Here is a 25335-nt window from a genome sequence, read left to right as displayed (position 1 = left end):
GGATTCGGTCGGATGCCCGGCGCCGTCGGGCCGGGGGCGGCGGTCAGAGCGGCAGCACCCGGAAGCGCCGCAGCGCCAGAGCGGGGTTCTTCGCGCGCGCCGCGTCGATCCGCTCGCGCGAGACCCAGGCGACGGCGACATCCTCGACTTCGCCGAGGGTGACGGTCTCGACGCCCATCGGATCGACGATCATGCTCGTGCCGACCCCGATCGGCGGGGTCTGGTCGGCTGCGACGAGGTACACCGTGTTCTCGAGCGCGCGGGCGGTGACCAGCGTCCGCCAGTGCGCCTCCTTGAGCGGGCCGCGCACCCACTCGGCCGGTGCCGCGATGACGTCGACCCCGGCGTCGACCAGCCAGCGGCTGACCTCCGGGAAGCGCAGGTCGTAGCAGGTCTGCAGCCCGACGACGAGGCCGCCGACCTCGAACGTCTCGGGTGCGGCGATCTCCCCCGCGGCGACCCACTCCGACTCGGTCTGGCCGAAGGCGTCGTACAGGTGCAGCTTGCGGTAGCGGGCCACGAGCGCGCCCTCGGGGTCGAGCGCGACGAGCGTGTTCGCGATGCGGCGCCCGTCCATCTCCTCGACCATGCCCGCCACGAGGTGGATCCGGAGCTCGCGCGCGAGGGCCGCGAGAGCCGTGACGAACGGGCCGTCGAGCGCCTCGCCCGCCGCGACCAGCTCGGGCCCGAGCGGATCGGTGAAGGCGGAGCTGTACTCCGGCAGCACCACCATGCTCGCGCCGCGCTCGGCGGCGATCCGGGCCAGGCGCCCGATCGTCGCGATGTTCGCCTCCCGGTCCGTCGAGGGGGCGAACTGCGCCACGGCCATGCCGACGGCGCCGGTCATCAGCTCGGCGGGTAGAGGAAGAGGGCGACCTGGGAGGCCGGGATGGTGCGCTTGTGGTACGCGTGGTCGTTGCCCCAGTTGTACTCCTCGAGCGAGACCGTGCCGTCGGAGTTGACGGCCTGCACGTACGCGACGTGGTTGCCGGTGAACCAGGCGACCGCGCCGGGGACGGGCGTGCTGCTGGTCACCCAGCCGTGGGAGGCCCACTGGCCGGCCCACGCGTAGGCGCTGCCCCCGCCCGGGGTCATGTTGCCCCAGGTCCACTTGAAGGGTGCGCTCGTCGAGCCCTGGTCGCGGTTGATCCGCCAGGCGACGAAGTCGACGCACTCGCGGTAGTAGTACCGCAGCGGCGAGAGGCCGCCGCCCTGGTCGTCGGTGAGCTGGTCGCGCCAGGGGTAGTCGTCGCCCTCCTCGCGGGGCGTGACCGAGGTGCTGGTGCCGCCGCTGCCCGCGGCGGCGCCGTCCGCGCCGGTCGTGCCGGCCGCGGCCTGCGCCTCCTGGGCGAGGCGGGCGGTCTCGGCGTCGCGGGCGGCCTGCTCGGCGGCGGCGAGCGCGCGCGCCTGGGCGGCCGCCTCGTCGAGCTGGGCCTGGGTCGGTGCGGTGAAGGAGTCGCGGATGACCTGCTCCTGGACCGCGGTCGCCGCGACGGTGAGCTTCTGGTTGCCGAGCGCCTGCACGCGGGCGGCGGCCTCGACGGCGGCCTGCGAATCGGGTGCCGGGTCGAAGGAGTAGGCGGGGAGCGCGGAGACCGCCACGAGGCCCGCGATGGCGGCGAGGGCGACCGTGCTGACGGTCGCGCGGAAGACACGGCCCCGGCGGCGCCGCACGGGGCGGACGGGCGTGAGGACCGGAGTGGCGACGCGTGCCGCGGGCAGCGCGTGCGGCGCCTGCCGCAGGCTCCGCCGGGTCGGGCGGCCGCCGAGCCCCTCGTTCGAGCCGTCGTCTCCGCGTTCGTCCCTCACAGCAGCACCCCTCGCATCGGGGTCGAGCCTAACGTGCGGGCCGGTCCGGCACACGCGTCGGCGCGGAGCGTCGGGAGGCCGGTCCGCGGATGCGGGTCGCGCGAGACCGGCTCGCGGTCGGCGGCGCCGCGGGCGGATCCGACGGTGACGCGGACGGGCGACCGGAGTAGCGTCCGGAGCGGAGCGGGCGCGACGGTGCGGCCGCGGGACGGAGGACGGCGATGATCCGGAGCGAGAGGGCCTTCAGCGGCTTCAGCGTGGACGACGTGGAGGCGGCGCGGGCCTTCTACGGCGGAGTGCTCGGGCTCGAGGTCGAGCTGAACGCGATGGGGATCCTCGACATCCGGCTGCCGGGTGGAGGCCGCGCGATCGCGTACCCGAAGCCGGACCACGAGCCGGCGTCGTTCACGATCCTGAACTTCTCGGTGGAGGACGTCGACGCGGCGGTCGCCGAGCTGCACGCGGCAGGCGTCACCACGGCGATCTACGACGACCCGTCGCTGCCGACCGATGCGGACGGAGTGATGCGCGGCCACGGGCCGACTATCTGCTGGTTCCGCGATCCGGCGGGCAACGTGCTGAGCGTGATCGAGGGCGACTGAGGTCTCGGCCCGCGCACTGTCAGCCGCGGGAAGCACGTCCGCGACCCGTGTTAACGACGAAAGCCGGCCCTTCTCCGGACCGGCTTTCGCTTTCTTGTTGCGGGGGCAGGATTTGAACCTACGACCTCTGGGTTATGAGCCCAGCGAGCTACCGAACTGCTCCACCCCGCGGCACAAGAAGAGACATTACACGCGTTCCGGCGCCGATGCAAATCGACGCGGCGGTGGGAGCGGGCTCCGGTCTCAGGCGGGCTTGGCGGCGCGCAGCACGACGCTCTCGTCCACGCTCAGCCCGACCGCCGTCAGGGCGGCTGCGAGCTCGGACGAGGTGCGCGACCAGGTGCGGACGTCGGCGCCGACGGGAGCGGACGACGACGGGGCGACGAGCACCGCTCCGCCGGGGGCGACGAACCACTCCACCAGCCGCGCCCACTCCTCCAGGTCGGGGAGCCACGAGACGACGCCGGCGCTGCAGAGCACGACGTCGAACGAGTCGGGCTCCGGCAGCATGTGCCGCAGCTCGTAGAGGTTCGCGCAGACGAAGCGGGCGGAGCCGGCGAGGTCCCTGTCCGCGGCGGCGGCGCGTGCTCGGCGCACCGCGGACATCGAGAAGTCGACGCCCACCACGCGGGCGCCGCGCTCGGCGAGCTCGAGCGCGTCGAGCCCGTCGCCCGAGCCGAGCTGGAGGATCCTCGGCCCGGGGCCGAGGAGCGCCGCGGTGACGAGCTCCGGGTGGAGCGCACCCTCGCCGGTGCGCTCCTCCCAGTACGTGCGGTTCAGCTCGAGCCACTCCCCCGAGCGGAGGTGCTCGCCGCGGTCGACCTGCACCATGCGGGCTACTGGCCGCCCTCGGCCTGCAGCGCCCGCGAGAGCGCCTCGGTCAGCTGCTCGTCCGCCGCCGCGAAGGCGGTGAGGTCGCCCGCCTTGAGGGCGTTCTCGCGAGCCGTGAGTGCGTCCCGCGCGTCGTTCAGCGCCTGCTGCAGCGCCGTCTGGTCGCCCGTGGCCGGCGTGGAGCCGGTGCCGCCGGTCGTGCCGCCCGCGTCGCCTCCGGTGTCGCCGCCCGAGGTGCCGGTGCCGGCGTCCGGAGTCGTCGGCGTGCCGGTGTCGCCCGCGTCGGCTCCCGAGTCGCCGCCGAAGAGGCTGTCGAGGGCCGCGTCGAGGGTGTCCTCGAAGGCGATGTCGTCACCGAACGCGACCAGCACCTTCTGCAGGAGCGGGAAGCTCGTGTCTCCGTTGGAGCGCACGTAGATCGGCTGGACGTAGAGCAGGCCGCCGCCGACCGGCAGCGTGAGCAGGTTGCCCCTCGTGACGGTGGTGTCGCCGCGGGAGAGGATGTTCAGCTCGTTCGCGACCGTCGGGTCGGTGGTGAACGCGTTCTGCACCTGGCCGGGGCCGGGCACCGTGTCGTCCTTCGGCAGCTCGAGCAGGCGGAGCGTGCCGTAGCCGTCGGCCACGGAGCCCGCCGTCGAGCCGGCGTCGGAGTCGGCCACGAGGTAGCCGGTCAGCACGTTGCGGCTGGCCTGCGCGCCCTGGACGCTCGCCGGGATGTACGTCGAGTAGAGCGAGTACGACGGCACGTCCTGATCCGGCGTCTGCAGCGTCAGGTAGTACGGAGGCTGCAGGCTGGTGCCGGTCGCGGCGGCCGTGGTCGCGGCTCCGCTCGTCGGGTCGTTCGGCGTCGCCCAGGCGTCCTCGCGGGAGTAGAAGGAGCCCGCGTCGGTGACGTGGTAAGTGCCGAGGACCGCGCGCTGGACCTTGAAGAGGTCCTCCGGGTACCGGACGTGGCTGAGCAGCTCGCCCGACATGTCGCTCACGGGCTTCACCGTGGTCGGGAAGATCTTCTGCCAGGTCTGCAGGATCGGGTCCTCGGTGTCCCACGCGTAGAGCGTGACGCTGCCGTCGTACGCGTCGACGGTCGCCTTCACCGAGTTGCGGATGTAGTTGACGTCGTCGGTCGGGAACTGCTGCTGCGTGTTCGTGTCGGCGATCGCCTGCGAGAGGCTCTGCACCTCCGAGTACGGGTAGTCGGCCGAGGTGGTGTACCCGTCGACGACCCACTTCACGCGGCCGTCGACGACGGTCGGGTAGGCGTCGGAGTCGAGCTTGAGGTACGGCGCGACCTTCTGGACGCGCTGCACGGGATCGCGGTCGTAGAGGATCTGCGAGTCGTCGTTCACGCCGTCCGAGAGGAAGATCTGCTCGGACTGGAACTTGATCGCGTAGACGAGCTTCTTGAAGACGTTGTCGAGAGCGGGGCCGCCCTCGCCGTCGAAGGTCGTGTAGGTCTGCTGCGCGCCGTCGGTGCCCGAGGGGTAGTCGAGCTCGATGTCGCGCGAGTCGTTGCCGCCCACGATCGAGTACGGCGGGGAGTTCTCGCCGAAGTAGATCCGCGGCTCGTAGTCGCCGAGGTCGCCCGTCGTCGGGACGCCGGACTCGATGAACACCGGCTCGCCGTCGGCCGATCGCTGGTTGCCGTACGCGGCGACCAGGCCGTAGCCGTGGGTGTAGACCAGCGTCTGGTTGTACCAGGTCTGGTTGGTGCCGAGGCCGTTGAGGTTCAGCTCGCGGACGCCGACCACGGCGTCCTGCGTCGATCCGTCGATGGAGTAGCGGTCGACGTCGAGCGCGTTCTGCGTGTCGCCGAACTTGTAGTACTGGCGGAACTGCTGCAGCTGCGAGAACGCGTCGGTGACGACGGCGGGGTCGAGGATGCGGATGTTCGCGGTGGTCTCGGCGTCCGAGCGCAGGGCGCCCGGCTCCGCGTCCGTGGTCGCGTCGTAGGGGATGACGTCGACGTCGCTGACGCCGTAGGCCTGGCGCGTCATGTCGATGTTGTTCTGGATGAAGGGCTGCTCGAGCGTGCGCTCGTTGGGCTCGACCTGGAACTTCTGCACGATCCAGGGGTAGAGGGAGCCGACGAGCAGGCTCGACACGATCAGCAGCGCGGTGCCGATGACCGGGAAGCGCCAGCGGCCGATGAAGGCGGTGACGACGAAGAGGATCGCGACCAGCGCCGCGATGCCGGCCAGGATCTGCAGGCCCGGGATCGTCGCGTTGACGGTGGAGTAGGTGGCGCCGGTGATGCGGGGCCCCTGCTGCGCGAGCGTCGCGTACTGGTCGAGCCAGAGGCTGACCGCCTGCACGGCGAGGTAGAGGGCGGCGATGACCGCCAGCTGGATGCGCGAGGCCTTCGAGATGCGGATCTCGCGGCCGTTCACCCGGATCGCTCCGTAGAGGTAGCCGGTGGCGAGGGTCGCGAACGCCGAGATCAGCAGGACCGCCGACGCGAAGCCGACGATGCTCTGGTAGAAGGGCAGCTCGAAGAGGTAGAACGACGTGTCGAGGCCGAACTGCGGATCCGTGGTGCCCGAGGGCGTGCGGTTCCAGAAGGTGAGGCTCGTCTGCCAGCGGGTGGCGGAGGAGACGCCGGCGAAGAGGCCGAGCACCGCGGGGATCCCGAAGGTGGCCAGGCGCCGCAGCGGCTCCACGACCTGCTGGTAGCGGTCGATCTGCGAGTTGAGCTTCGCGTAGACCGGCCGGAGGCGGTACGCCAGCATCAGGCTGATGAACACCGGCACCGCCATGGCGACGAAGCCGATGACGAAGAGACCGCCCGCCGCCGCCCACTGCGTCGTGAGCACGGAGAGGAAGCCGAGCTGGTCGTACCAGAGGATGTCGGTGTACAGACCGGCGAAGACGAAGAACGCCACCACCAGGACGGCCACCACTACGACAGTGACGGCGAGGACGCTCCGTCTCTTCCGCGGCGGGGTTTCGGTTGCTGTGGAACTCACGTGAGGGCCTCTTGCTGTCGAGATGTGAGGGGAGGCCACCCATGCTATGCGACGGCTGTCCGGCTCACCTGGGCGTCGACCCGGGGTCGGCGGGTGGGATCAGTCGAGGGGAGAGGCGGTGCTGCAGTCCGGCAGCCCGGAGGTGTCGCCCGCGGCGATGCCCTTCAGGGCGGCGAGGGCGTCGTCGAGGGTCGAGACCGCGAGCACGTGGAGCCCGTCGGGGACGTGGCCGACGACCTCGTTGCAGTTGGTCGCGGGGGCGAGGAAGTACTCGGCTCCGGCGCCCTCCGCCCCGTAGAGCTTCTGGCGGATCCCGCCGATGGCGCCGACCTCGCCGGCCGCGTCGATCGTGCCGGTCCCGGCGACGCTCCGCCCGCCGTTGAGCTCGCCCTCGGTGAGCTTGTCGATGATCCCGAGGGCGAACATCATGCCCGCGCTCGGCCCGCCCACGTCGTCCAGCTGGATGTCGACCTCGAACGGGAAGTCGAAGGCCGCTCCGGGGAGGACGCCGATGACGGCGGCGCCGTTCGAGTCGCGCGGCGTGACCTCCACCTCCTGCCGGACGCCCTCGCGCTCGATGCTGACCTGCACCGGGGAGCCGGTGCCGAGGGTCTGCAGGGTCGCGCGCAGGGCGGTCGCGTCGGCGACGGGGGTGCCCGCGACCGCGAGGATCTCGTCCCCCGCCTCCAGGACGCCCTCGGCCGGGGAGCCCTCGGGCACCTGCACGACCGAGACGCGCTGCTCGACGGGGTAGCCGAGCTCGGTGAGCGCGGCGGCGATCGCCTCCTGCTGGGAGTCGGTCATCTCGGCCTGGTTCGCCTCGTCGCGCTCCTCGACCGTGGAGGAGGGAGGGAAGATCGCGTCGACCGGGACGACCGCCTTGGTCCTGTCGAACCAGGCGCTCGCGACCTCGACCCAGGTGGGCAGGCTCTGCGGGTTGCCGACGACCGACACGGTGAGCATGTCGAGCGTGCCGGCCGTGGGATAGGTGGTGCGGTCCGGGATCGAGATGAGGGGCATGTCCTTGCTGCTGCCCAGGGTGTCGAACACGGGGCCGGGCTGCTCGATCACGTAGGGGGCGGGCGCGACGCCCAGACCGACCACGACGGCGACACCCGAGAGGAGGACGACCGGTCCGACCCACGGGCGGCGCGGGGAGGAGGAGGGGCGCGGGTCGTCGGAGAACAGCGACACGGGGGCCTTTCTGGCAACGGGTGGAGCGGCTCCGCCGGGATGTTCGCGGCGGGCGGAAGCGGGCTGGGCCCGAGCGGTGCTCTGCACGCCGAGGCCCCGGGCGCTCGGGCTAACGTAGCTTGCACGACTGGGAGTCGCGCCGGAACCGGCGCCCTGTGCAGGGCCGCGGAGGCGGTGCGGCGACCGGATTCACGTGAGCGACGGAGGGCTGATCCCGATGGCCGATGGCGACAGTGCGGACCGAGCGGGCGGCGGCTCCGAGGACGAGTTCCGGGAGATGCTGCGGCAGTTCCTCTCGGGGAACGGCCCGGTCGACCCCTCGCAGCTCGCCGGAGCGGCAGGCCTGCCGAACGACCCGGTGGCCCTGCAGAACCTGCTCTCGCAGCTGCAGAGCGCGATGCAGCAGAACGGCGACGGCGGCGTCAACTGGACGCTCTCGCTCGAGCAGGCGAAGCAGCTCGCGCGCGCCGAGTCCGCGCCGGTGTCCGACTCCGTGCGGGCTCCGATCGACGCGGCCTTCGGCGTCGCCGCGCTCTGGCTCGACGAGGTCGCGTACGTCTCCGAGCTGAGCCGCACGCCGCGCTCGATCAGCCGCCTCGAGTGGATCTCCCTGACGATGCCGGTCTGGACCCAGCTCGCCGAGCCGGTGGCGCTGAGCATCTCGGACGCGCTGACCCGCGTGCTCCGCGAGCAGGCCCCGGAGGAGATGCAGGCGATGATCGCCGGTGCCGAGGGCATGATGCGCGGGATCGGCGGCACCCTGTTCGCCCTGCAGCTGGGCCAGGTCGTCGGGCAGCTCGCCGCCGAGGTCGTCTCGGGCGGCGACATCGGCATCCCGCTGCTGGAGGAGAACGACGCGGCGATCCTGCCGCAGAACGTCGCCGCGTTCGGCGAGGGCCTCGACATCCCGCTGGACCAGGTGCAGCTGTACCTGGCGGTCCGCGAGCTCGCGCACGCCCGCCTCTTCCGGCACGGCAAGTGGCTCCGTCTCGCCCTCATCTCGCAGATCACCGACTTCGCGCGCGGGATCAGCATCGACACCACCCGCCTCGAGGAGCTGGCCGAGGGCTTCGACCCGTCGAACCCCGAGGAGCTCCGCGACGCGATGACCTCCGGCGCGCTCATCCCGCCGAAGACGGAGGAGCAGCTCGCCGCGCACGGCCGCCTCGAGACCGTCCTCGCCCTCATCGAGGGATGGGTCGACGTCGTCACCGCGGCGGCGACCACCCGCCTGCCCAGCGCCGGGGCGATCGCCGAGACGGTCCGCCGCCGCCGCGCCTCCGGCGGCCCGGCCGAATCCGCCTTCGCGACCCTCGTCGGCCTGGAGCTGCGCCCGCGCCGCCTCCGCGAGGCCGCCGCGATGTGGCAGGCCGTGACCGACGCCGTCGGGCCCGAGGCCCGCGACTCCCTCTGGTCGCACCCCGACCTGCTCCCCGGCTCAGAGGACCTGGACGACCCGAGCGCGCTCGTCGCCCGGCTCACGGCCGAGGCCCGCGGCGAGACCCCGGAGCCCGACGAGATGGACCGCGCGCTGGAGGACCTGCTGAACGGCACGATGCCGCGCGAGGGCGACGGCGCCTCCGGAGACGCTCCGGACACGACCGACGACGCCGGCTCGCCGGACGACGACGACCGCGGCTCCTCCCCCACGGGCGACCGCCCCGTCTGACCCCCCGTCCGGCGCCCGCCTGTGGACAACTCGCGCGGCGCCGGGCCGGTCTCGGCCATGATCGCCGGATGGTGCTCCGGCTCGATCCCCGACTCCCCCTGCTCTGGCGCTCCGCGACCGCGGTGCAGCTCGGCCTCGACCGGCCGCACGCGGTCCTGGACGGCGTCGGCTACCCGGAGGAGCTGCTGCTCGACGCCCTCCGCGTGGGCACCAGCGCCGGCACCGTCCGCCTGATCGCGGCGCGCGCCGGAGCGAGCGAGGCGCGGGTCGACGAGGTGCTCGAGGCGCTCCGGCCGGTCCTGCTGCGCAGCGTCGAGCCCGGCGGCCCTCCCCCGGCACCGCGGGTCGTCGTCGAGGGGACGGGCGCGGCACCGGACGCACTGCGCACGCTGCTCCGGAGCGAGGGCTGCTCGCTGGTCGCCGACGACGGGACGCCGGACCTCGCCGTGCTGATCGCCGACTTCGCGGTCGCCCCCGCCCGCGCCGCGCACTGGCTCGCGGCCGATGTGCCGCACCTGGCGGTGGTGTTCGGCGACGAATCGGTGCGCCTCGGACCCCTTGTCGAGCCGGGTTCCGGACCGTGCCTGCACTGCGCCGAGCGGGACCGGATGGACCTCGACCCGGATCGCGCGCGCCTCGTGATCCAGGTGCTCGGCCGCACGGCCCCCACCCGCACGCCGCTCGCGAGCGCCGCGATCGCCGTGGCGGCCGCCGACGCCGTGCTGCGGCGGCTGCTCGCGGGCTGGCGAGGATTGCGCGCGGCCGAGCGGGTCTACAGCGACGCCTCCGGAGCGTTCACCGTGCGGGAGCGGGAGCCGCACCCCGAGTGCGCGTGCCGAGCTCTTCGAGGAAGCGCGACGGCTCCCTCCGCGTGACGCGGCCGACCGTCGAGCGCGCCCATGACAGGCGCAGGCGCCGGCGGGCCCGGGTGATGCCGACGTAGAGGAGGCGCCGCTCCTCGTCGATCGCCTCGAGGCCGGCGGCGTACGAGATCGGCAGCAGGCCCTCGGCGAGCCCCATCAGGTGCACCGACTCCCACTCGAGGCCCTTCGCCGAGTGCAGCGTGGCGAGGGTGACCGCGCCGCGGTCCGGCTCGTGGTGCACCTGCTGGCGTGCGATCAGGTCGTCGGTGAACTGGCGGAAGGTCCATCCGGCAGGGGCCTCGTCGACGAGGCGGGCCAGCGTGTCCAGCGACTCCCACCGGTCGCGCACCGCACCGGGCGCCGACGGGGGCTCGGCGCTCCAGCCGAGCGAGCGGAGGACGTCGCTCACCGACTTGAACAGCGGCTCGCCGCTGATCGACACGGACGCCGCGCGCAGCTGCATCACGGCCTGCTTCACCTCGGGGAGGTCGAAGAAGCGCTTGCCGCCGCGCATGTGCGCGCTCACTCCCCGCTCGTGCAGGGCGTGCTCGATGACCGCCGACTGGCTGTTCGTGCGGAAGAGGACCGCGATGTCGGAGGGGCGCACCCCTGCCTCGATGTCGGCCGCGACCCGCGCCGCGATCCCGCGCGCCTCCGCGATGTCGTCCGGGTAGGCGTCGATCGCGGGCTCCGGCGCCTCGGCGGCGGCGACGGCGTGGAGCGAGAGGGCGCCGGGCCTGCCCCGCATGAGGCGGTTCGCCGTCTGGACGATCGGCACGGCCGAGCGGTAGTTCTCCTCCAGACGCACCACGGTGGCGGCCGGCCAGCGGGACGGGAAGTCGAGGAGGTAGTCGGCCCGCGCACCCGCGAAGGAGTAGATGGTCTGGCTGGCGTCGCCGACGACGCAGAGGTCGCTCCGGTCGCCGAGCCAGAGCTCCAGGAGCCGCTGCTGCAGCGGCGAGACGTCCTGGTACTCGTCGACGACGAAGAAGCGGTACTGCTCGCGCACCTGCATCGCCATCGCGGGCTCGGACTCGAGCATCCCGGCGGTCACGAGCAGGACGTCCTCGAAGTCGATCTGGCGGCGCTGGTCCTTCAGCCCCTCGTACTCGTCCACGAGCGCGACCGTCTGCTCCAGGGTGAGCCGTCCGGGCAGGGGGCGCGTGCGGGCGGCGACGGCGTACTGCTCGAGGGAGAGGGCGGACACCTTCCGCCACTCGATCTCGGCCGAGAGGTCGCGGAGCGTCGCCGTGTCGAGCTTCAGGCGGAGCCGCTCGGCCGCGTGCCCGAGCAGGCGGGCCTTGCCGTCGAGCAGCTGGGGCATCGTGCCCCCCACCAGCTGCGGCCAGAAGTAGCCGAGCTGCGAGAGGGCGGCGGCGTGGAAGGTGCGGGCCTGGACGCCGCCGGCGCCGAGCACCCGCAGGCGCGAGCGCAGCTCGGCCGCGGCGCGGCTGGTGAAGGTCAGTGCCATGACGCGACCGGGCGTGTAGACGCCGGTCGCCACTCCGTGCGCGATGCGGTGCGTGATCGTCCGGGTCTTGCCCGTGCCCGCTCCCGCGAGGACGCACACCGGCCCCAGCAGCGCCTCCGCCGCCTCGCGCTGCCCCTCGTCGAGTCCGTCGAGCAGGGTCACGCGATCGGGCCGTTCTCCAGCTCGCCTCCGTACCAGTCCTCGATCATCGCGCGGGCGATCGACGAGCGGCCGGGCAGCAGCACGGACTCGAGCGAGTCGTGCAGCTGCTGCCGGGTGAACCAGCGCAGCTCGACGATCTCCTCGCCGTCCGGGAGCAGATCCTCCGGGGACTGGTCCTCGGCGAGGCGGGCGGTGAAGCCGACCATGAGGGAGGCGGGGAAGGGCCAGGGCTGCGAGCCGAGGTACTGCGGGTCGACGACGCGCATGCCCGACTCCTCGCCGATCTCGCGGATCACGGCGGCCTCGAGCGACTCGCCCGGCTCGACGAAGCCGGCGAGCAGGGAGAAGCGGCCGGTGCCCCACATCGCGTTCGAGCCGAGGAGGAGGCGGTCGTCCGCGTCGAGGACGCAGACGATGATCGCCGGATCCGTGCGCGGGAAGACCTGGCTGCCGTCGGTGGGCGAGCGGCGGACCCAGCCGCCCTGCTCGACGACGGTCGGGTCGCCGTTGCGGGGCGAGTAGCCGTGCGAGGCGTGCCAGTTCGCGATGGCGAGCGCCTCGGTGAACAGGCCCGCGTCGCGGTCGCTCAGGCGCTCGGCGATCGGGCGCAGGCCGCTCCACCGCTCCTCGTCGGGCTCGAGCTCGGCGGCGGCCGCGTCGGTGAGGACGGTCGCGATGACGGGAGTTCCGACCGGCTCGCCGGGGGCCTCGGCGAGCGTGCGGCCGAGGTAGATCCGGAGGGTGCCGGCGGTCACGTCCTCGGGGCGGCGCAGGAGGAGGCGGTCGGCCTCGACCAGAGTCCGGTCGTGGTGCAGGACGAGCACGCGGGTGGCGGGATCGGCGAGCAGCTCGTCGAAGAGCGCGGGCCGCGAGCGTCCGACGCCGTCGCGGTCGGCCGCCTGTCGCGAGAGCGGGAGGCGATCGGCGAAGGGCAGTGACATCCGGGGCTCATTTCGTGACGGGGGCCGCGAGGACCGCTGTCGCGGGCCTTCGACGGCATCGGCGGGACAGCGCGTGGCGGCGGGCCGGCCGGGCACGAGCCGCCTACCCTGGAAACCATGGCCAGATCCCATCTCACTCTAGCCGCGCTGGCCACCTCGGCCGTCGAGGGCCTCGACGTCCGCTCCGCGCGCCCCTTCACGTCCTCGACGCACGGCGACTTCGACTCCGCCCTGCTGACGACGCGCGAGGGCGCCCGCCTCGTCGTGCGCGTTCCCACGTCCGCGCTCGCGGAGCAGGAGCAGCTCGGCGACCTCGTCGCGCTCCGAGCGCTGACCGCCGGCATCCGCAGCCGCCTGCCCTTCGATCTGCAGGAGAGCGTCGGGCAGACGCCGTTCGACGGCACCCGCGCGGTCGTCTACGAGTACCTCGAGGGAGATCGCGTCCTCATCGACGACGTGGCCGCGCAGAGCGGGCTCGCGGACTCGATCGGCCGGGCCGTCGGGGCGATCCACTCGCTCCCGGTGTCGTTCGTCCAGGAGGCGGGCCTGCCGATCGCGACCGCGCGCGACAGCGTGAACGAGACGGTCGCGGTGATCGAGCGCGCGGCCGACACCGGCCACGTCCCGGCGGCGCTCGTCGCGCGCTGGGAGTCGGCCTCCTCCGACGAGGCGCTCTGGCAGTTCGACCCGACCGTGGTGAACGGCTCGATGACCGCCGACTCCTTCCTCCGCTCGGGCGACGTCGTCGCGGCCGTGCTCGGCTGGGCGGCGCTGCGGGTCGGTGACCCGGCGCGTGACCTGCACTGGCTGCTGAGCGCCCCGGGCTCCGAGACGGCGCTCTCCGCCTACTCCCGGATGCGCGCGGGAGCAGTGGACCGCACGATCCGCCAGCGCGCCCAGCTCTACGCCGAGCTCGAACTCGCCCGCTGGCTGCTGCACGGCACCGAGACCGACGACTCCGCCATCGTGGACGACGCGGTCGCCATGCTCGACACGCTGGTCGACAGCGTGCTGGGCGACCTCTCCGCGCCCCTCTCGACCGACACCGGCCCGGTGCTGGAGGTCTCGGAGGTCGAGGAGCTGCTCAACCGCACGCCGGGAGCCCGCACGGGCTCCTCCGCTCACGGCCGCGGGCTCGCTCCCGTCGCCGAGGAGAGCGACTCCGCGAGCTCGCGCTCGGAGTAGAACCGCTCGGGCCGCAGCACGAGGTCGTCGGCGACGAAGTAGAACACGGCGTCGACGCTCTCGAGCGGCACCCCCCGCCAGCGCGAGTAGGCGAGCCGGTACAGCGCGAGCTGGAACTGCTTGAGCTCGAGGTCGGCGGCGTCCTTCGGCGCCCGCCCGGTCTTCCAGTCGACGATCTGCACGCCGTCCTCCGTCGGGTACACCGCGTCGAGCTTGCAGACGACGACGTGGCCGGCGAGCTGGAGGTGGATCTCGATCTCGACCGCCTCCGGGCGCCGGTCGGCCCACTCCGAGCGCTCGAACGTGGCGATCAGGGCGTCGAGCCGCTCCTGCTCGACGGACGCGGGGCCGGTGTCGTCGAGCTCGTCGGGGAAGGTGTCGACCGCCTCCGCCCCGCCCTGGACGCCGAAGCGGTTCTCGACCCAGGAGTGGAAGGTCGTGCCGAGCCGGGTCTGCCGGTAGGGGCGCTCCGGCATCGGCCGGCGCAGCTGCGCGGCGACCTCGTCCGGAGTGCTGACGATGTCCTTGAACCGGGAGGCGGGGATGCGGGTGGGCAGCGGCGTGCGCTCGCCCCCGGCCAGCCGCACCGCCCGCTCGGCGAGCAGCAGGCGGATGTCGTCGCCGCGCGCTCCGAGCAGAGCGGGCTCGGCGCTGCGGACCCGGGCGGCGGCGGCGCGGACCCGGTCGCCGCGGGAGCCGAGCGGATCGTGGGGCCAGCGGAACGTGCGCGGGGCCCGCTCGAGCGGGTTCTCCTCGTTCGCGGGCTCGGTCGGCAGCGCCGGAATCGTGCCGGCCTCCTCGAGGTCGCGGAGGAAGACGCCCGGTCCGCGGGGCTTGGCCTGGCCGGCCCACCACGAGCCGCTGAGCAGGAGGTGGTGACGCGCCCGCGTGACGGCCACGTAGGCGAGACGCCGCTCCTCCGCCTCGTTGCGCTCGCGGAGGGTGTCGCCGAACGCTCCGATCGCGTCGACGACCTCCTTCTGCGTGCTGCAGCCGCGCCAGGCGAGATCGGGGAGCTCGGCGGCGTCGCCGCGGAACGCGTAGGGCATCGCGCCCAGTCTGACCCACCCGCGGAAGCCCTCGACCGGCGTGCCGGGGAGCTCGCCGTCGACCATCCGCGGGACGGCGACGAGGTCCCACTCCAGACCCTTGGAGCCGTGGATCGTCAGCAGCTGCACCGTCCCCGGTTCCGGGTCCTCCGGTCGCGGGGCCAGGCCGTCGCGCTTGTCCGCGAGGACGAGCCAGCGGAGGAATCCGCGGAGAGAGGAGCCGGTGCCGGCGCCGCGGTCGTCCGTCTGCAGGTACCCGGCCACCGCCTCCCGGAAGGCCTCGAGGTTGGCGCGGCCGTCCCCGCGCGACTCGTTCGCCTCGACCTCGATGTCCAGGCCCAGCTCCTGCTCGACCAGGGTGACGAAGTCGAGGAGGTCGAGCCCGGCCCGGGCGCGCAGCCGGCCGAACAGGGTGCCCGCCTCGTGCAGGCGCCGCAGGCCCTCGGCGCTGAACCCGCCGAGCGCGGAGTGGTCGATCCGCCCGTCGTCGCCGGGGCGGCGCGCCGCGATGAAGTCGAGGGCCTCGACGATCGAGCCGCCCTCGCCCTCGGTGACGGACGCGCGCATCCGCTCGCGCACCTCCTCCGGGATCAGCCGGTGCGCGTGGTCGCGCGCCGCGAGCCACGAGGCGAGGTCGCGCAGCGCCTTGAGGTCGCGGACGCCCAGACGCCAGCGGGCGCCGGCCAGGAGGCGGACGAGCTCGCTGCCGGCGGCCGGGTCCTCGACGACGGTGAGCGCGGCGACGAGGTCGGCGATCTCGGGCTGCCGCAGCAGGCCCCCGATGCCGAGGATGTGGTACCGGACGCCGTGCTTCGCCAGCGCGGCGGCGAAGCGGTCCATGTGCGCGCGCACCCGGAAGAGCACCGCGGCCGACGGCGGCTCGGCGTTCTCGCGCAGCCGCCCGGCGAACCAGGCGGCGACGTCGTCCGCCTCCTCCTCGATCGTCTCGGGGAAGGTGAGCTCGACCGGGTGCTCGGAGGCCTGAGGACCCGCGCTCAGCGTGTCGACCGCGACCGCGCTCCCCGCCGACAGCGGCTCCACGATCGCGTTCGCGGCGGTCAGCACACGGCGGCCGTTGCGCCAACTCGTGCTGAGGGAGAAGCGGCCCGCTCCCCCGAAATCGGTGCCGAAGCGGCCGAGCCCCTCGGCGCTCGCACCGCGCCAGCCGTAGATCGACTGGTGCGGGTCGCCCACGGCCATCACTCCCTGCCCGGCGAAGAGCCGCGAGAGGAGGCGGGTCTGCAGCACGGAGGTGTCCTGGTACTCGTCGAGGAGCACCACCCGGTACCTCGCGCGGTGCTCGTCCACGATCCGCGGCACCCTGTCGACGATCCGCAGCGCGAGGGCCACCTGGTCCGAGAACTCGACGAAGCCGCGCTCGGCCTTCGCCTCCTGGAACCGCTCGGCGAGCGCCGTCAGCACCGGCAGCGCGCCCACGGCCTGCAGCGCCTTCTCGAGCTCGCGGTAGAGCCCCGAGCCGCTGCCTCCGCGCGGCAGCTCGCCCAGGCGGAGGAAGTCCTCGGCGAACGCGGCGACCGCGGCCGGATCGGCGAGGTTGTCGGCGAGGTCGTGCGCGAGCGAGACGACGAGGTCGGTCAGCCGGTCGATGCCCGCCTCCACCTCGAGGATGCGCGGATCGGCCGTGTCGGCCACGACTCCCCGCGCGAGATGCCAGGCGGAGGCCTCGGAGAGCACGGTCGCATCCCCCTCGCGGCCGATCAGGGCTGCGTTGTCGCGGAAGATCGTGTTCGCGAAGGCGTTGTAGGTCGAGACGGTGGCGGCCTCGAACGGGTCGGGCGCCGATTGCCCGGGCGCGAGCGGGAGCAGGCCCGCCGCGCCGAGCTGGTCGATCCTCCGCCCGATGCGCTCGCCGAGCTCGGCCGCCGCCTTGCGGGTGAAGGTGAGGCCGAGCACCTCCGACGGCGCCGCGTGGCCGTTCGCGAGGAGCCAGAGGACGCGGTTCGCCATCGTCTCGGTCTTGCCGCTGCCGGCACCGGCGACCACCAGGGCAGGCTCGAGCGGCGCCTCGATGACGGCGCGCTGCTCGGCGGTGGGCGGGCGCAGGTCGAGGCGCTCGGCGATGGTCAGGGCGTCGATCACGGCAGCTCCTCCTCGAGTACGGCGGAGGGGTCGGGGTCGGCGGGGCCGGAAGGATCGGCCGGCGCATCGGGACCCGGCTCCTCGGAGTCCTCCAGGTCCGCTGTCTCGTCGACCTCGTCGATCGCCAGGAGTCCGTCCCCCGGGACCTCGGGCACCGCGTGGATGCGGTACCGCAGGGCGTCGCCGGGGGAGAACGGGGTCGCGTCGAGCAGGCCCGAGAAGCCCGCCGCCGCCATGCCCAGGGCCGCGGCGCGGACGCGATCGCGCAGCCGCTCCAGCTCCTCCTCGCCGAAGCGCTCCTGGACCACCTCGCGGTACGGCTTCCCGCGCACGCCCGTCGCCACGAAGAGCAGCTTCGCGCCTCCCCCGTCGGCCGGGTCGGCCGCCTCGATCGCCCCTTCGGCGACGGCGAGCTGATAGCTGCCCAGCTGCGCGTGCTCGGCGATGTCGTCCTTGCGGGGAGTGCTGCGGCCCGTCTTGAGATCGACGATCGTGACGGAGCCGTCGGCCGCGCGCTCGACGCGGTCGATCGAGCCGCGCACCCGGGCGGGCGGGACGTCGAGCTCGAACTGCTGCTCGCGGCCGAGCACCACGCCTCCCCCGCGCTCGAAGTCGGCGAGGTAGCCCGCGAGGCCGTCGATCAGCCGCCGTGTGACGCGCTTCTGCCGCTCCCCCAGCCAGGGCGACTCGAAGACCAGCTCGGGCCACCGCGACTCGAGAGCCGCCCACAGCTCCTGCGGATCGGGCCGCTCGGCGTTCTCGAGGACCCAGTGCACGAGGGTGCCGACCCCCATCGCCGTGCTCGTCGTGGAGCCGGAGACGGCGTCGACGAACCAGTCCAGAGGAGACCGCTCGAAGGCCTCGAGCCGGCTCGGCGAGACGGAGACGGGCCGCTCGGGGTCGCCGACGTCGAAGAGCGGCTCCGTGGTCGAGGGCTCGAGCACCCCGGACCAGGAGGAGGGGTCGGCGCCGGGGACCTCCGCGAGCGCCAGGGCGCTGAGCCCTCGGATGGCGGCGGGAGCCTCGGTCGAGTCCGGTGTGGTGGCGGTCCGGCGCAGCGCCGCCACCGCCCCGCGCAGCGTGAGCGGCACCGCGGAGGCCGGATCGAGCCGCGGCGCGTCCGGCGGGGTGAGCCGGAAGAAGAGGGAGGGCGTCTCGTCCTCGCCCGCGACGGCGCTGAGCACCAGCTGCCGCCGAGCGCGCGAGGCGGCCAGTACGAACATCCGGAGCTCGTCGTCGAGAGTGGCCTTGCGGGCGTCGAGCGGCAGTCCGCCCTCGCCGCGGGCGTGCCGCAGCAGGCCGTCCGGATCGAGCAGCGAGCCGCGCTGGCGGAGGTTGGGCCAGACGCCGTCCTGCAGCCGCGCCACCACCACGACGTCGAACTCCAGGCCGACGACCGAGGAGGGCGTGCCGATGAGGACCGCGTCCTCGACGGAGCGCGGAGCGAGAGTGTCCTCGGGCACCTCCGCCTCGAGGATCTCGGTGACGAAGCCGACCGCGGAGTGCCCGGTCGCCCGCTCCACGAACCGGCGCGCGGCGCTGAAGAGGGCGACCACGCCGTCGAGGTTGCGGTTGGCCTCGGCGGCGGTCAGGCCGGTGCCGAGGGCGAGCTCGCGCCAGGAGGACGCGACGCGGCTGGACTCCCACGCCGACCACAGGAGCTCCTCGATCGAGCCCCCCTCCTCGTGCAGGCGGCGGACCCGGTCGATCGTCACGGCCAGCCGCTCGGCCTGCCGGGCGGGAGCGGAGTCGATGGTCGCGAATCGGCCGGGCGCGGCGAGGGCCTCGACCAGCAGCGGGTCGCTCGCGCGGATGCCGCCGCCGGCCAGCTCCTCCGCCCGGAGCGCGAGCCGGAGCCTGCGCAGCCCCAGCCGGTCGACCCCGCCGAAAGGGCCGAGCAGCAGCTCCGCCGCGAGCTCCGCATCGAGGGGCCGCTCGCCGATCGCGACGCCGACCAGCACGAGCAGCGCCCGGGCCGCGTGATCGTCGCGCAGCGCCCGTCCGGCGAGCACGGAGCGGGTCGGCACCTCCGCCACCGCGAGCGCCTTCACCAGCGGCTGGACCGCGGCTCCGGAGCGGACGACGACCGCCATCCGCCGCCACGCCACTCCGTCGCGCAGCCGCCGCTCGCGCAGCAGCCGCGCCACCGTCGCCGCCTCGCGCGCCGCCGTCGGGGCGTGCAGCACCAGGACGGGCGCCGGGCCCGCCTCGGGGGCCGGAGCCGCGACCGCCGCCCGCTGCCGGCCGGCCGCCGCGGTGCCGATCCGCTCGGTGGCCGCCGACACGACCGCCCGCAGCGCGGCCGAGTGGCGGTGCACCCGAGCGAGCACCAGCGTCTCGACGTCGGACGCGCCGATGCTCGCGGCGAACCGGCCGAGCGTGTCGGAGGCCGCGCCGCGGTAGGCACTGGTCGCCACGTCCGGGTCGCCCAGCGCGATCACGGTCACCCCGCGCTCCGTCAGCGCCCGCAGCAGCACGAGCGTCGACTCGCTCGCCTCCTGGAGGTCGTCGACGACGACGAGGCGCAGCGCGTCGATCCGCTCGCCGCCCTCGCCGGCGCGGATCGCCTCGGCCGCATAGGCCGCGAACTCCGCCGCGTCCAGGCGGGTCCCCGCCTGGGGCGCCATCCACTCGACCACCTCGCGCAGCTCGTCGAGCACGTCGGCCGCCGCGCTCCACTCGCCGCGCTCGGCGTCGACCCCGAGGGCGCGGATCGCGTCCGAGTCGAGCCCGTGCTCGGTCGCCCGCATCCCGAACTCGCGGAGCTCGGTCCGGAAGGTCCGGAGCCGCAGCACCTCGGGGCTGAACTCCTCCGGCCACCGCGGGCCGGTCCCCTCCTCGAGGTGGCCCTCGACGAGCTCCGAGAGGAGGGCGTCCTGCTCGCCGCCGGTCAGGAGGGTCGGCCGCTCGAGGCCGCGCTCCTTGGCGGAGGAGGTGACCGCCTCGAACGCGAGCGAGGTCGCGGTCCGGGCGAGCGGGCCCCGGGTCGGCACTCCCAGCCGCAGGGCGAGCACGTCGCGCAGGGCGGTGGCGGCGGTGCGGCTGGCCGCGAGCACCACGACCGACTCGGGCGGGTACCCCCGCTCGAGGACGCGCTCGGCGACCAGCTCGACGACCGTCGTGGTCTTGCCCGTCCCCGGCGCCCCGAGCACGGCGGCGCTGCGGCCCTCGGGCAGCGCGAGCACCGCGCGCTGGGAGTCGTCCAGCACGACCGCGGGCTCGCCCGGGAGCGCCTCGCCGACGGAGGCTGCGGTGGAGGGAGCGGGGGTCGCGGGAGCGGTCACACGACCACGGTAGCCACCGGGTCCGACACTCCCGCCCGTCCCCGCCGGGGAGCCCCGGCCGCCCGCTCCGCTCACCGCGAAACCGGCGCGGTCGTCCGAGCACGGTCCCGTATCCTGACACCCTCGTCCCCTCCCGAAAGGCACTGCTGGTGGAAATCCGTATTGGAATGGTCAACACCCCGCGCGAGCTCAACTTCGAGTCGTCGATGTCCGTGACCGAGGTCGAGAAGACGGTGACCACCGCTCTCGAGGCCGGCACCGCCGTCCTCCGCCTCCGCGACGAGAAGGGCAAGATCTACATCGTCCCGACCGCCACCATCGCCTTCGTCGAGGTCGGCTCCGAGGAGTCGCGCCGCGTCGGCTTCGTCGCCTAGAGCGTCCCGGGCGGACACGTCGTGGAGCTCCTCTTCATCACCCTGTTCGGGGTCCTGATCGGTCTCGCCGCGCGCTACGGGCTGCCGCACCGGCACCTGCACGGCTCCGTGCTGGTCCCGGCGATCGGCGGCCTCGTCGCCGCAGTCGTCTGGGTCGCACTGACCTGGGCGGGCCTGCCGTGGGACGGCGGCCTGATCTGGGTCCTGTCCCTCGTCGCGACCGCCGTGGTCGTCGTCCCGGTCGGCCTCTCGCTCGGGCGCAGCCGCGCCCGCCGCGACGAGGCCTCCCTGCAGGCGATGCTCTCGGGACGCGTCGCCCCCTGATCCGAGCCGGAGGCGCGGGAGTCCTCGGACTTCCGCGCCTCCGTCGTTCCGGATTCCGGGGCAGTGCGACGCCGGGAACCGTCAGGCCGTGAGCCCCAGCGCGTCCATCCGGCGCGTGTGCGAGGCGATGAGCTCGGTGAACACCGGCTCGATCCGCGACTCGTCGGAGTCGTGGTTGCCCGACCCCATCAGCGCGGAGCGCGCCACGAGGAGGGTGTCGCCCACCAGGCGGCGGCCCCAGACGGCCAGGCGCGAGCCCAGGCGCTCGTCCGCGGCGATCTCGCGGCGGAGGATCGCGATCACGCCGTCGACGCCCGTGTCCGCGCCGAGCGTCTGCGCGATGCGCGGCCCCACGTCGGTGGGCAGCCCGCCGGTGAGGCGGATGAAGAAGTCGTCGAGCAGGCCCGCCGTGATGTACGCCGAGAGCAGCGTCTCGTGGAGGTCCGCACCGCGGGTGAGCCGCTCGAAGGTGTCGATCGCGGGGCGGAACGGAGTCATGGCCTCGCCGGGCTCCACGTCGCGGCGGCGCAGCTCGGCGACGACCGCGTGGTGCTTCGCGAGCGCCGTGCCGGCGGCGGAGGAGATGGCCTCCTTGTCCGCGAGGTCGTCGGTCTCGGCGACGGCGCGCGCCAGCACCTCGAACACCGCGAGCTGGAGGTAGGCGACCTGGCCGAGGTAGGGCAGCACCTCGGGGGTGAGGTCGGCGAGGTCGACGCGGTCGCGCTTCTGGCTCGACTCCCCGCGGGGCGTCAGGCGGGGCACCTCGAGCAGGGGACGTCGACGTCGGAACCAGGCAGCCATTTCCTCAGCATAGGGCGCCGGAGGAGCGGGGTTCCGGGGCCGGCGGGGCCGGGAGCAGTAGACTCGCCGGGATGTCACCGGCGCTGGATCGGTGACCCTGCGCCCGGAGTCGTACAGGGGCGTAGACCGTTCGACACGACAGGCGCTTCACTCCGTGACTTTCTCCGATCTGAACATCGACGACGACATCGTCGCCGCACTCGCCGCCAAGGGCATCCTCGAGCCGTTCCCCATCCAGGAGCAGACGATCCCCCTGGCCCTGCAGAAGCAGGACATCATCGGCCAGGCCAAGACCGGCACCGGCAAGACCTTCGGCTTCGGCCTCCCCCTCATCCAGGCCCTCGGCACCGACCCGGAGCCGGGCGTCAAGGCGCTCATCGTCGTCCCGACCCGCGAGCTCGCCGTGCAGGTCACCGAGGACATCGAGCTGGCCGCCTCCAACCGGCCGACCAAGATCGTCTCGATCTACGGCGGCAAGGCCTACGAGGGCCAGATCGAGCAGCTGAAGGCCGGCGCGCAGATCGTCGTCGGCACCCCCGGCCGCCTCCTCGACCTCGCCGGGCAGCGCCTGCTCTCGCTCGCCAACGTGCAGGTGATGGTCCTCGACGAGGCCGACAAGATGCTCGACCTGGGCTTCCTCTCGGACATCGAGAAGCTGTTCGCGCAGACGCCGCCCACCCGCCACACCATGCTCTTCTCGGCGACGATGCCGGGCGCGATCGTCGCGCTCGCGCGCCGCTTCATGAACAAGCCCATCCACATCCGCGCGACCGACCCCGACGAGGGCATCACGCAGGCGAACATCAAGCACATCGTCTACCGGGCGCACTCGCTCGACAAGGACGAGGTCATCGCGCGCATCCTGCAGTCCGAGGGCCGCGGCAAGACCGTCATCTTCACCCGCACGAAGCGCGCCGCGGCCCGCATCGTCGAGGAGCTCAACGACCGCGGCTTCAACGCGGCGGCCGTGCACGGAGACCTCAACCAGGAGCAGCGCGAGCGCGCGATGGCGGCGTTCAAGGCCGGCAAGAAGGACATCCTGATCGCCACCGACGTCGCCGCGCGCGGCATCGACGTGAACGACGTCACCCACGTGATCAACCACACGATCCCGGACGACGACCAGACCTACCTGCACCGCGTCGGCCGCACCGGGCGCGCGGGCAAGACCGGCATCGCGGTGACCTTCGTCGACTGGGAGGACCTGCACAAGTGGGCCCTCATCAACCGGGCGCTGGAGTTCGGCCAGCCCGACCCGGTCGAGACCTACTCGTCGTCGCCGCACCTCTACACCGACCTCGACATCCCCGCGGGGACCAAGGGACGGCTGAAGCCGACCCCGATCCCCGCCGAGGCGAAGGCCGACGCGCGCCCGGACCGGGGCGAGCGCTCCGACCGCGGCGAGCGCTCCGAGCGGGGCGACCGGCCGCCGCGTCGCCGCACCCGCTCCGACTCCGCCGACTCGACCGCTCCGCAGCAGACCGGCCCCGCTCCCTCGAGCGAGAGCAAGGAGCACCACGACGGCAACAGCGAGCCGCGCCGCCGCACCCGGTCGCGCCGCCGCTCGCCGCGCCCCGACGCGCAGGCCTGAGCCTCCGCGCCCCGAGCCCGTCCCCCCGCGATCCGTCGCGGGAGGGCGGGCTCTCGGCGTCTCAGCGGCTCTCCCGCGACTCAGCGGTGTCCCCACGCGACTCAGCGGCTCTCCGCCCCTCAGCGGTCACGGTGATCCGGCGGCTCTCCGCGACTCAGCGGGCGGAGGAGCGGATCGCGTCGACGGTCGCGCGCGCGGTCGTGTTCTCGCCCAGGCGGTTGGGCTTGCCCGTGCCGTGGTAGTCGCTCGAGCCCGTGGTGACGAGCGAGTACTGCTCGGCGAGCTCGCGCAGGCGGCGCTTGCCGTCGGCCGTGTTCTCGCGGTGCTCGACCTCGAGGCCGAACAGGCCGGCGTCGACGAGCTGCGGGAGGATCGACTCGACCGCGATCCCGCGGGCGCTCGCGGCCGGGTGCGCGATGACCGGGACCCCGCCCGCCGCGCGGACCAGGCGCACGGCGTCGACCGGGTCGGGCGCGTAGTGCGGGCGGTAGTAGCCGCCGCGCCAGTCGAGGATCCCCGCGAAGGCCGCGGAGCGGTCGGTGGCCAGGCCGCGGGCGACGAGCGCGTCGGCGATGTGCGGACGCCCGATGGTCGTGCCCGGGCTGGTCTGGGCGAGGACGTCGTCCCAGGTGAGGTCGTAGTCGGCCGCGATCGCGGTGACGATCGCCTCCGCGCGGTGCGTGCGGGCCGAGCGGATGCGCGCGGTCTCGGCCACGAGCCCCGGATCCGCCGGATCGACGAGGTACGCGAGGACGTGGACGCTGGCCCAGCCGACGCGGGAGGAGAGCTCCATGCCGGGCAGCAGGTCGATGCCCGCCTCCTCGGCCACGGCGAGCGCCTCGGCCCAGCCGCCGGTCGTGTCGTGGTCGGTGAGCGCCACTCCGGCGAGCCCGGCCGCGGCCGCGGCCCGCACCAGGACGGCCGGAGCCTCGGTGCCGTCGGAGACGACGGAGTGGGTGTGGAGGTCGTAACGGCCCCCGTCGACATGCATGCGCTCATCGTAGACGCGCCGCCTGCGAGCCCTCCGATGCCCTAGTAGCCTGGGCGGCGATGGGGACGAGACTGGTGAAGACCGCGGTGGCGGTGATCGTGGCGATCGCTCTGCTGGTGGTCGCGGCGCCCGGCTTCTTCGGGATCGCCCGGGAGGCCCCCTTCGCCCAGCTGGTGCCGTTCCGGCTCGCGACGGGCGCGGCGGCCGTCGGGCTCGCCGCTGTCCTGGTCGTGATCGCGGTCCTCGTCGCTCCGGTCAGGCGCCTCGCGCTGGCCCTCGCGGCGCTCGGCGTCGTCTTCGCGCTCGTGCTCGCGGGAGTGCAGGGAGGGCGGGGCTACGACTCCGCCGCTCCGCGCGCCCACCGCCTCGCCGACGTGCGCCTCGCGACCTGGAACGTGCTGCACGACGGCGTGCCCGTCGACACGATCGTCTCGCTCGCCCGGGAGAGCGCGGTCGACGGCATCGCCCTCCTCGAGGTCTCGCAGACGCACGCGCAGGACGTCGTGAACGCGCTCAGCGCCCAGGGGATGTCGATGACCCTCCACTACGCCGGGTCGGGCGCCGACGACGGGGCGGCCCTGCTGCTCTCCCCCTCGCTCGGCGGCTACAGCGTCGACACCGCCGCGGTCGTCACCGGATCGACACCGTCCCTCGTCGCACGCCCCGACACTCCCGAGCGCCCCGTCCTCGCCGCGGTGCACACCATGGCGCCGATCCCCTCGCGCCTCGCGGAGTGGCGAAGCGATCTGCTCTCGGTCTCCGCGCTCTGCTCCGCGGAGGAGGACGTCGTGGTCCTCGGCGATCTGAACTCCACGGTCGACCACTGGACCGGGCTGCCGGGCTCGGCCGCGCTGGGCGGCTGCCGCGACGCGGGGACCGTCGCGGGCGGCGCCGCCCTGGGCACCTGGCCGTCCTCGGTCCCGCCCGCGCTCGGCGCCCCGATCGACCACGTCCTCTTCTCCGGACGCTGGGAGGTCTCGGGCTACCAGGTCGTCGACGACCGCGACGACGCCGGGAGCGACCACCGGCCGCTGGTCGTCCAGCTCTCGGTCCGCGGGATGGTGAAGGACGCGTCCTGACGCTCCTCCCCGGCGCCGACTCCCCGTCCTCCTCCCCCGCCCGGCCCGTGGC

Annotated in this window: 19 protein-coding genes and 1 tRNA gene; 8 read left to right on the top strand and 12 right to left on the bottom strand. The window is 73.8% G+C overall.

Annotated features, from left to right (window positions below; genetic code table 11):
* Positions 1–43: 43 nt before the first annotated feature.
* Entirely contained in the window at positions 44–847 is an 804-nt protein-coding gene (locus C5C63_RS07615) for a carbon-nitrogen hydrolase family protein (protein WP_104292002.1), read from the bottom strand.
* On the bottom strand, positions 847–1809 hold the full coding sequence (locus C5C63_RS07610) for a CHAP domain-containing protein (protein ID WP_104250123.1): 963 nt from the start codon (positions 1807–1809) through the stop codon (positions 847–849). Before C5C63_RS07610 ends, C5C63_RS07615 begins: the two co-directional genes overlap by 1 nt.
* A 221-nt stretch (positions 1810–2030) precedes the next feature.
* Between C5C63_RS07610 and C5C63_RS07605 the strand changes: the two genes are divergently transcribed.
* Entirely contained in the window at positions 2031–2411 is a 381-nt protein-coding gene (locus C5C63_RS07605; RefSeq protein ID WP_104226951.1) for a VOC family protein, read from the top strand.
* A gap of 97 nt (positions 2412–2508) precedes the next feature.
* Here the strand turns inward: C5C63_RS07605 and C5C63_RS07600 are convergent.
* The 4 genes from C5C63_RS07600 to C5C63_RS07585 all read right to left on the bottom strand — a co-directional run bounded on the left by C5C63_RS07600 (position 2509) and on the right by C5C63_RS07585 (position 7399).
* Positions 2509–2582 (bottom strand) — tRNA-Met (locus C5C63_RS07600).
* 72 nt (positions 2583–2654) lie between these two features.
* On the bottom strand, positions 2655–3242 hold the full coding sequence (locus C5C63_RS07595) for a bifunctional 2-polyprenyl-6-hydroxyphenol methylase/3-demethylubiquinol 3-O-methyltransferase UbiG (protein WP_104325806.1): 588 nt from the start codon (positions 3240–3242) through the stop codon (positions 2655–2657).
* Positions 3243–3247: 5 nt separating this feature from the next.
* On the bottom strand, positions 3248–6205 hold the full coding sequence (locus tag C5C63_RS07590; protein WP_181027225.1) for a UPF0182 family protein: 2958 nt from the start codon (positions 6203–6205) through the stop codon (positions 3248–3250).
* Between the two features lie 99 nt (positions 6206–6304).
* Positions 6305–7399: a PDZ domain-containing protein gene (locus tag C5C63_RS07585; RefSeq protein WP_104325805.1), complete on the bottom strand. Its 1095-nt coding sequence runs from the start codon at positions 7397–7399 to the stop codon at positions 6305–6307.
* Between the two features lie 217 nt (positions 7400–7616).
* Between C5C63_RS07585 and C5C63_RS07580 the strand changes: the two genes are divergently transcribed.
* Both C5C63_RS07580 and C5C63_RS07575 read left to right on the top strand, forming a co-directional pair.
* Positions 7617–9068, top strand: a complete 1452-nt coding sequence (locus C5C63_RS07580) for a zinc-dependent metalloprotease (protein ID WP_104238192.1) — start codon at positions 7617–7619, stop codon at positions 9066–9068.
* 68 nt (positions 9069–9136) lie between these two features.
* Positions 9137–9943, top strand: a complete 807-nt coding sequence (locus C5C63_RS07575) for a hypothetical protein (RefSeq protein ID WP_104325804.1) — start codon at positions 9137–9139, stop codon at positions 9941–9943.
* Here the strand turns inward: C5C63_RS07575 and C5C63_RS07570 are convergent.
* Together C5C63_RS07570 and nudC are read right to left on the bottom strand one after the other, a co-directional pair.
* Complete coding sequence (locus C5C63_RS07570) at positions 9864–11564, bottom strand: ATP-dependent helicase (protein ID WP_104224836.1); 1701 nt, start codon at positions 11562–11564, stop codon at positions 9864–9866. The two genes, C5C63_RS07575 and C5C63_RS07570, sit on opposite strands and share 80 nt — an antisense overlap.
* On the bottom strand, positions 11561–12505 hold the full coding sequence (gene nudC / locus C5C63_RS07565) for an NAD(+) diphosphatase (protein WP_104233180.1): 945 nt from the start codon (positions 12503–12505) through the stop codon (positions 11561–11563). The genes C5C63_RS07570 and nudC overlap by 4 nt, the downstream gene beginning before the upstream one ends.
* A gap of 117 nt (positions 12506–12622) precedes the next feature.
* On the opposite strand from nudC, the gene C5C63_RS07560 reads away from it, so the two are divergent.
* On the top strand, positions 12623–13690 hold the full coding sequence (locus tag C5C63_RS07560) for a phosphotransferase (RefSeq protein ID WP_104224838.1): 1068 nt from the start codon (positions 12623–12625) through the stop codon (positions 13688–13690).
* Here the strand turns inward: C5C63_RS07560 and C5C63_RS07555 are convergent.
* Positions 13627–16839 carry an ATP-dependent DNA helicase gene (locus tag C5C63_RS07555; RefSeq protein WP_104325803.1) on the bottom strand — a complete coding sequence of 1071 codons (3213 nt, stop codon included), beginning with the start codon at positions 16837–16839 and terminating at the stop codon, positions 13627–13629. The genes C5C63_RS07560 and C5C63_RS07555 overlap by 64 nt on opposite strands.
* Entirely contained in the window at positions 16836–20123 is a 3288-nt protein-coding gene (locus C5C63_RS07550; protein ID WP_104325802.1) for an ATP-dependent DNA helicase, read from the bottom strand. Before C5C63_RS07550 ends, C5C63_RS07555 begins: the two co-directional genes overlap by 4 nt.
* Positions 20124–20272: 149 nt before the next feature.
* Here C5C63_RS07550 and C5C63_RS07545 point away from each other — a divergent pair, with 149 nt between their 5' ends.
* Both C5C63_RS07545 and C5C63_RS07540 read left to right on the top strand, forming a co-directional pair.
* Positions 20273–20497, top strand: coding sequence for a DUF3107 domain-containing protein (locus tag C5C63_RS07545; RefSeq protein WP_104224841.1), 225 nt, complete (start codon positions 20273–20275; stop codon positions 20495–20497).
* A gap of 21 nt (positions 20498–20518) precedes the next feature.
* Positions 20519–20821 carry a hypothetical protein gene (locus tag C5C63_RS07540; protein ID WP_104226942.1) on the top strand — a complete coding sequence of 101 codons (303 nt, stop codon included), beginning with the start codon at positions 20519–20521 and terminating at the stop codon, positions 20819–20821.
* 81 nt (positions 20822–20902) lie between these two features.
* Here C5C63_RS07540 and C5C63_RS07535 read toward each other — a convergent pair whose 3' ends face one another.
* Complete coding sequence (locus C5C63_RS07535; protein ID WP_104224843.1) at positions 20903–21622, bottom strand: ferritin-like fold-containing protein; 720 nt, start codon at positions 21620–21622, stop codon at positions 20903–20905.
* 154 nt (positions 21623–21776) lie between these two features.
* Here C5C63_RS07535 and C5C63_RS07530 point away from each other — a divergent pair, with 154 nt between their 5' ends.
* Positions 21777–23213 carry a DEAD/DEAH box helicase gene (locus C5C63_RS07530; protein ID WP_104224844.1) on the top strand — a complete coding sequence of 479 codons (1437 nt, stop codon included), beginning with the start codon at positions 21777–21779 and terminating at the stop codon, positions 23211–23213.
* Between the two features lie 154 nt (positions 23214–23367).
* Here C5C63_RS07530 and C5C63_RS07525 read toward each other — a convergent pair whose 3' ends face one another.
* Positions 23368–24204 carry a PHP domain-containing protein gene (locus C5C63_RS07525; protein WP_104325801.1) on the bottom strand — a complete coding sequence of 279 codons (837 nt, stop codon included), beginning with the start codon at positions 24202–24204 and terminating at the stop codon, positions 23368–23370.
* A 59-nt stretch (positions 24205–24263) separates the two neighbouring features.
* On the opposite strand from C5C63_RS07525, the gene C5C63_RS07520 reads away from it, so the two are divergent.
* Positions 24264–25283 (top strand): endonuclease/exonuclease/phosphatase family protein, encoded by a 1020-nt coding sequence (locus C5C63_RS07520; RefSeq protein WP_146086368.1) that lies wholly within the window; start codon positions 24264–24266, stop codon positions 25281–25283.
* Positions 25284–25335 lie beyond the last annotated feature (52 nt).

The organism is Rathayibacter sp. AY1B8 (assembly GCF_002932775.1).
GTDB lineage: Bacteria > Actinomycetota > Actinomycetes > Actinomycetales > Microbacteriaceae > Rathayibacter.
This window is presented reverse-complemented; position numbering and strand designations above follow the sequence as displayed.

Excerpts from the sequence above, each read along its gene's own strand:
- C5C63_RS07595 (WP_104325806.1), bottom strand. The coding sequence starts at position 3,242 with ATGGTGCAGGTCGACCGCGGCGAGCACCTCCGCTCGGGGGAGTGGCTC.
- C5C63_RS07560 (WP_104224838.1), top strand. The coding sequence starts at position 12,623 with ATGGCCAGATCCCATCTCACTCTAGCCGCGCTGGCCACCTCGGCCGTC.
- C5C63_RS07535 (WP_104224843.1), bottom strand. The coding sequence starts at position 21,622 with ATGGCTGCCTGGTTCCGACGTCGACGTCCCCTGCTCGAGGTGCCCCGC.
- C5C63_RS07525 (WP_104325801.1), bottom strand. The coding sequence starts at position 24,204 with ATGCATGTCGACGGGGGCCGTTACGACCTCCACACCCACTCCGTCGTC.
- C5C63_RS07575 (WP_104325804.1), top strand. The coding sequence starts at position 9,137 with ATGGTGCTCCGGCTCGATCCCCGACTCCCCCTGCTCTGGCGCTCCGCG.
- C5C63_RS07605 (WP_104226951.1), top strand. The coding sequence starts at position 2,031 with ATGATCCGGAGCGAGAGGGCCTTCAGCGGCTTCAGCGTGGACGACGTG.
- C5C63_RS07520 (WP_146086368.1), top strand. The coding sequence starts at position 24,264 with ATGGGGACGAGACTGGTGAAGACCGCGGTGGCGGTGATCGTGGCGATC.
- nudC (WP_104233180.1), bottom strand. The coding sequence starts at position 12,505 with ATGTCACTGCCCTTCGCCGATCGCCTCCCGCTCTCGCGACAGGCGGCC.
- C5C63_RS07615 (WP_104292002.1), bottom strand. The coding sequence starts at position 847 with ATGACCGGCGCCGTCGGCATGGCCGTGGCGCAGTTCGCCCCCTCGACG.
- C5C63_RS07580 (WP_104238192.1), top strand. The coding sequence starts at position 7,617 with ATGGCCGATGGCGACAGTGCGGACCGAGCGGGCGGCGGCTCCGAGGAC.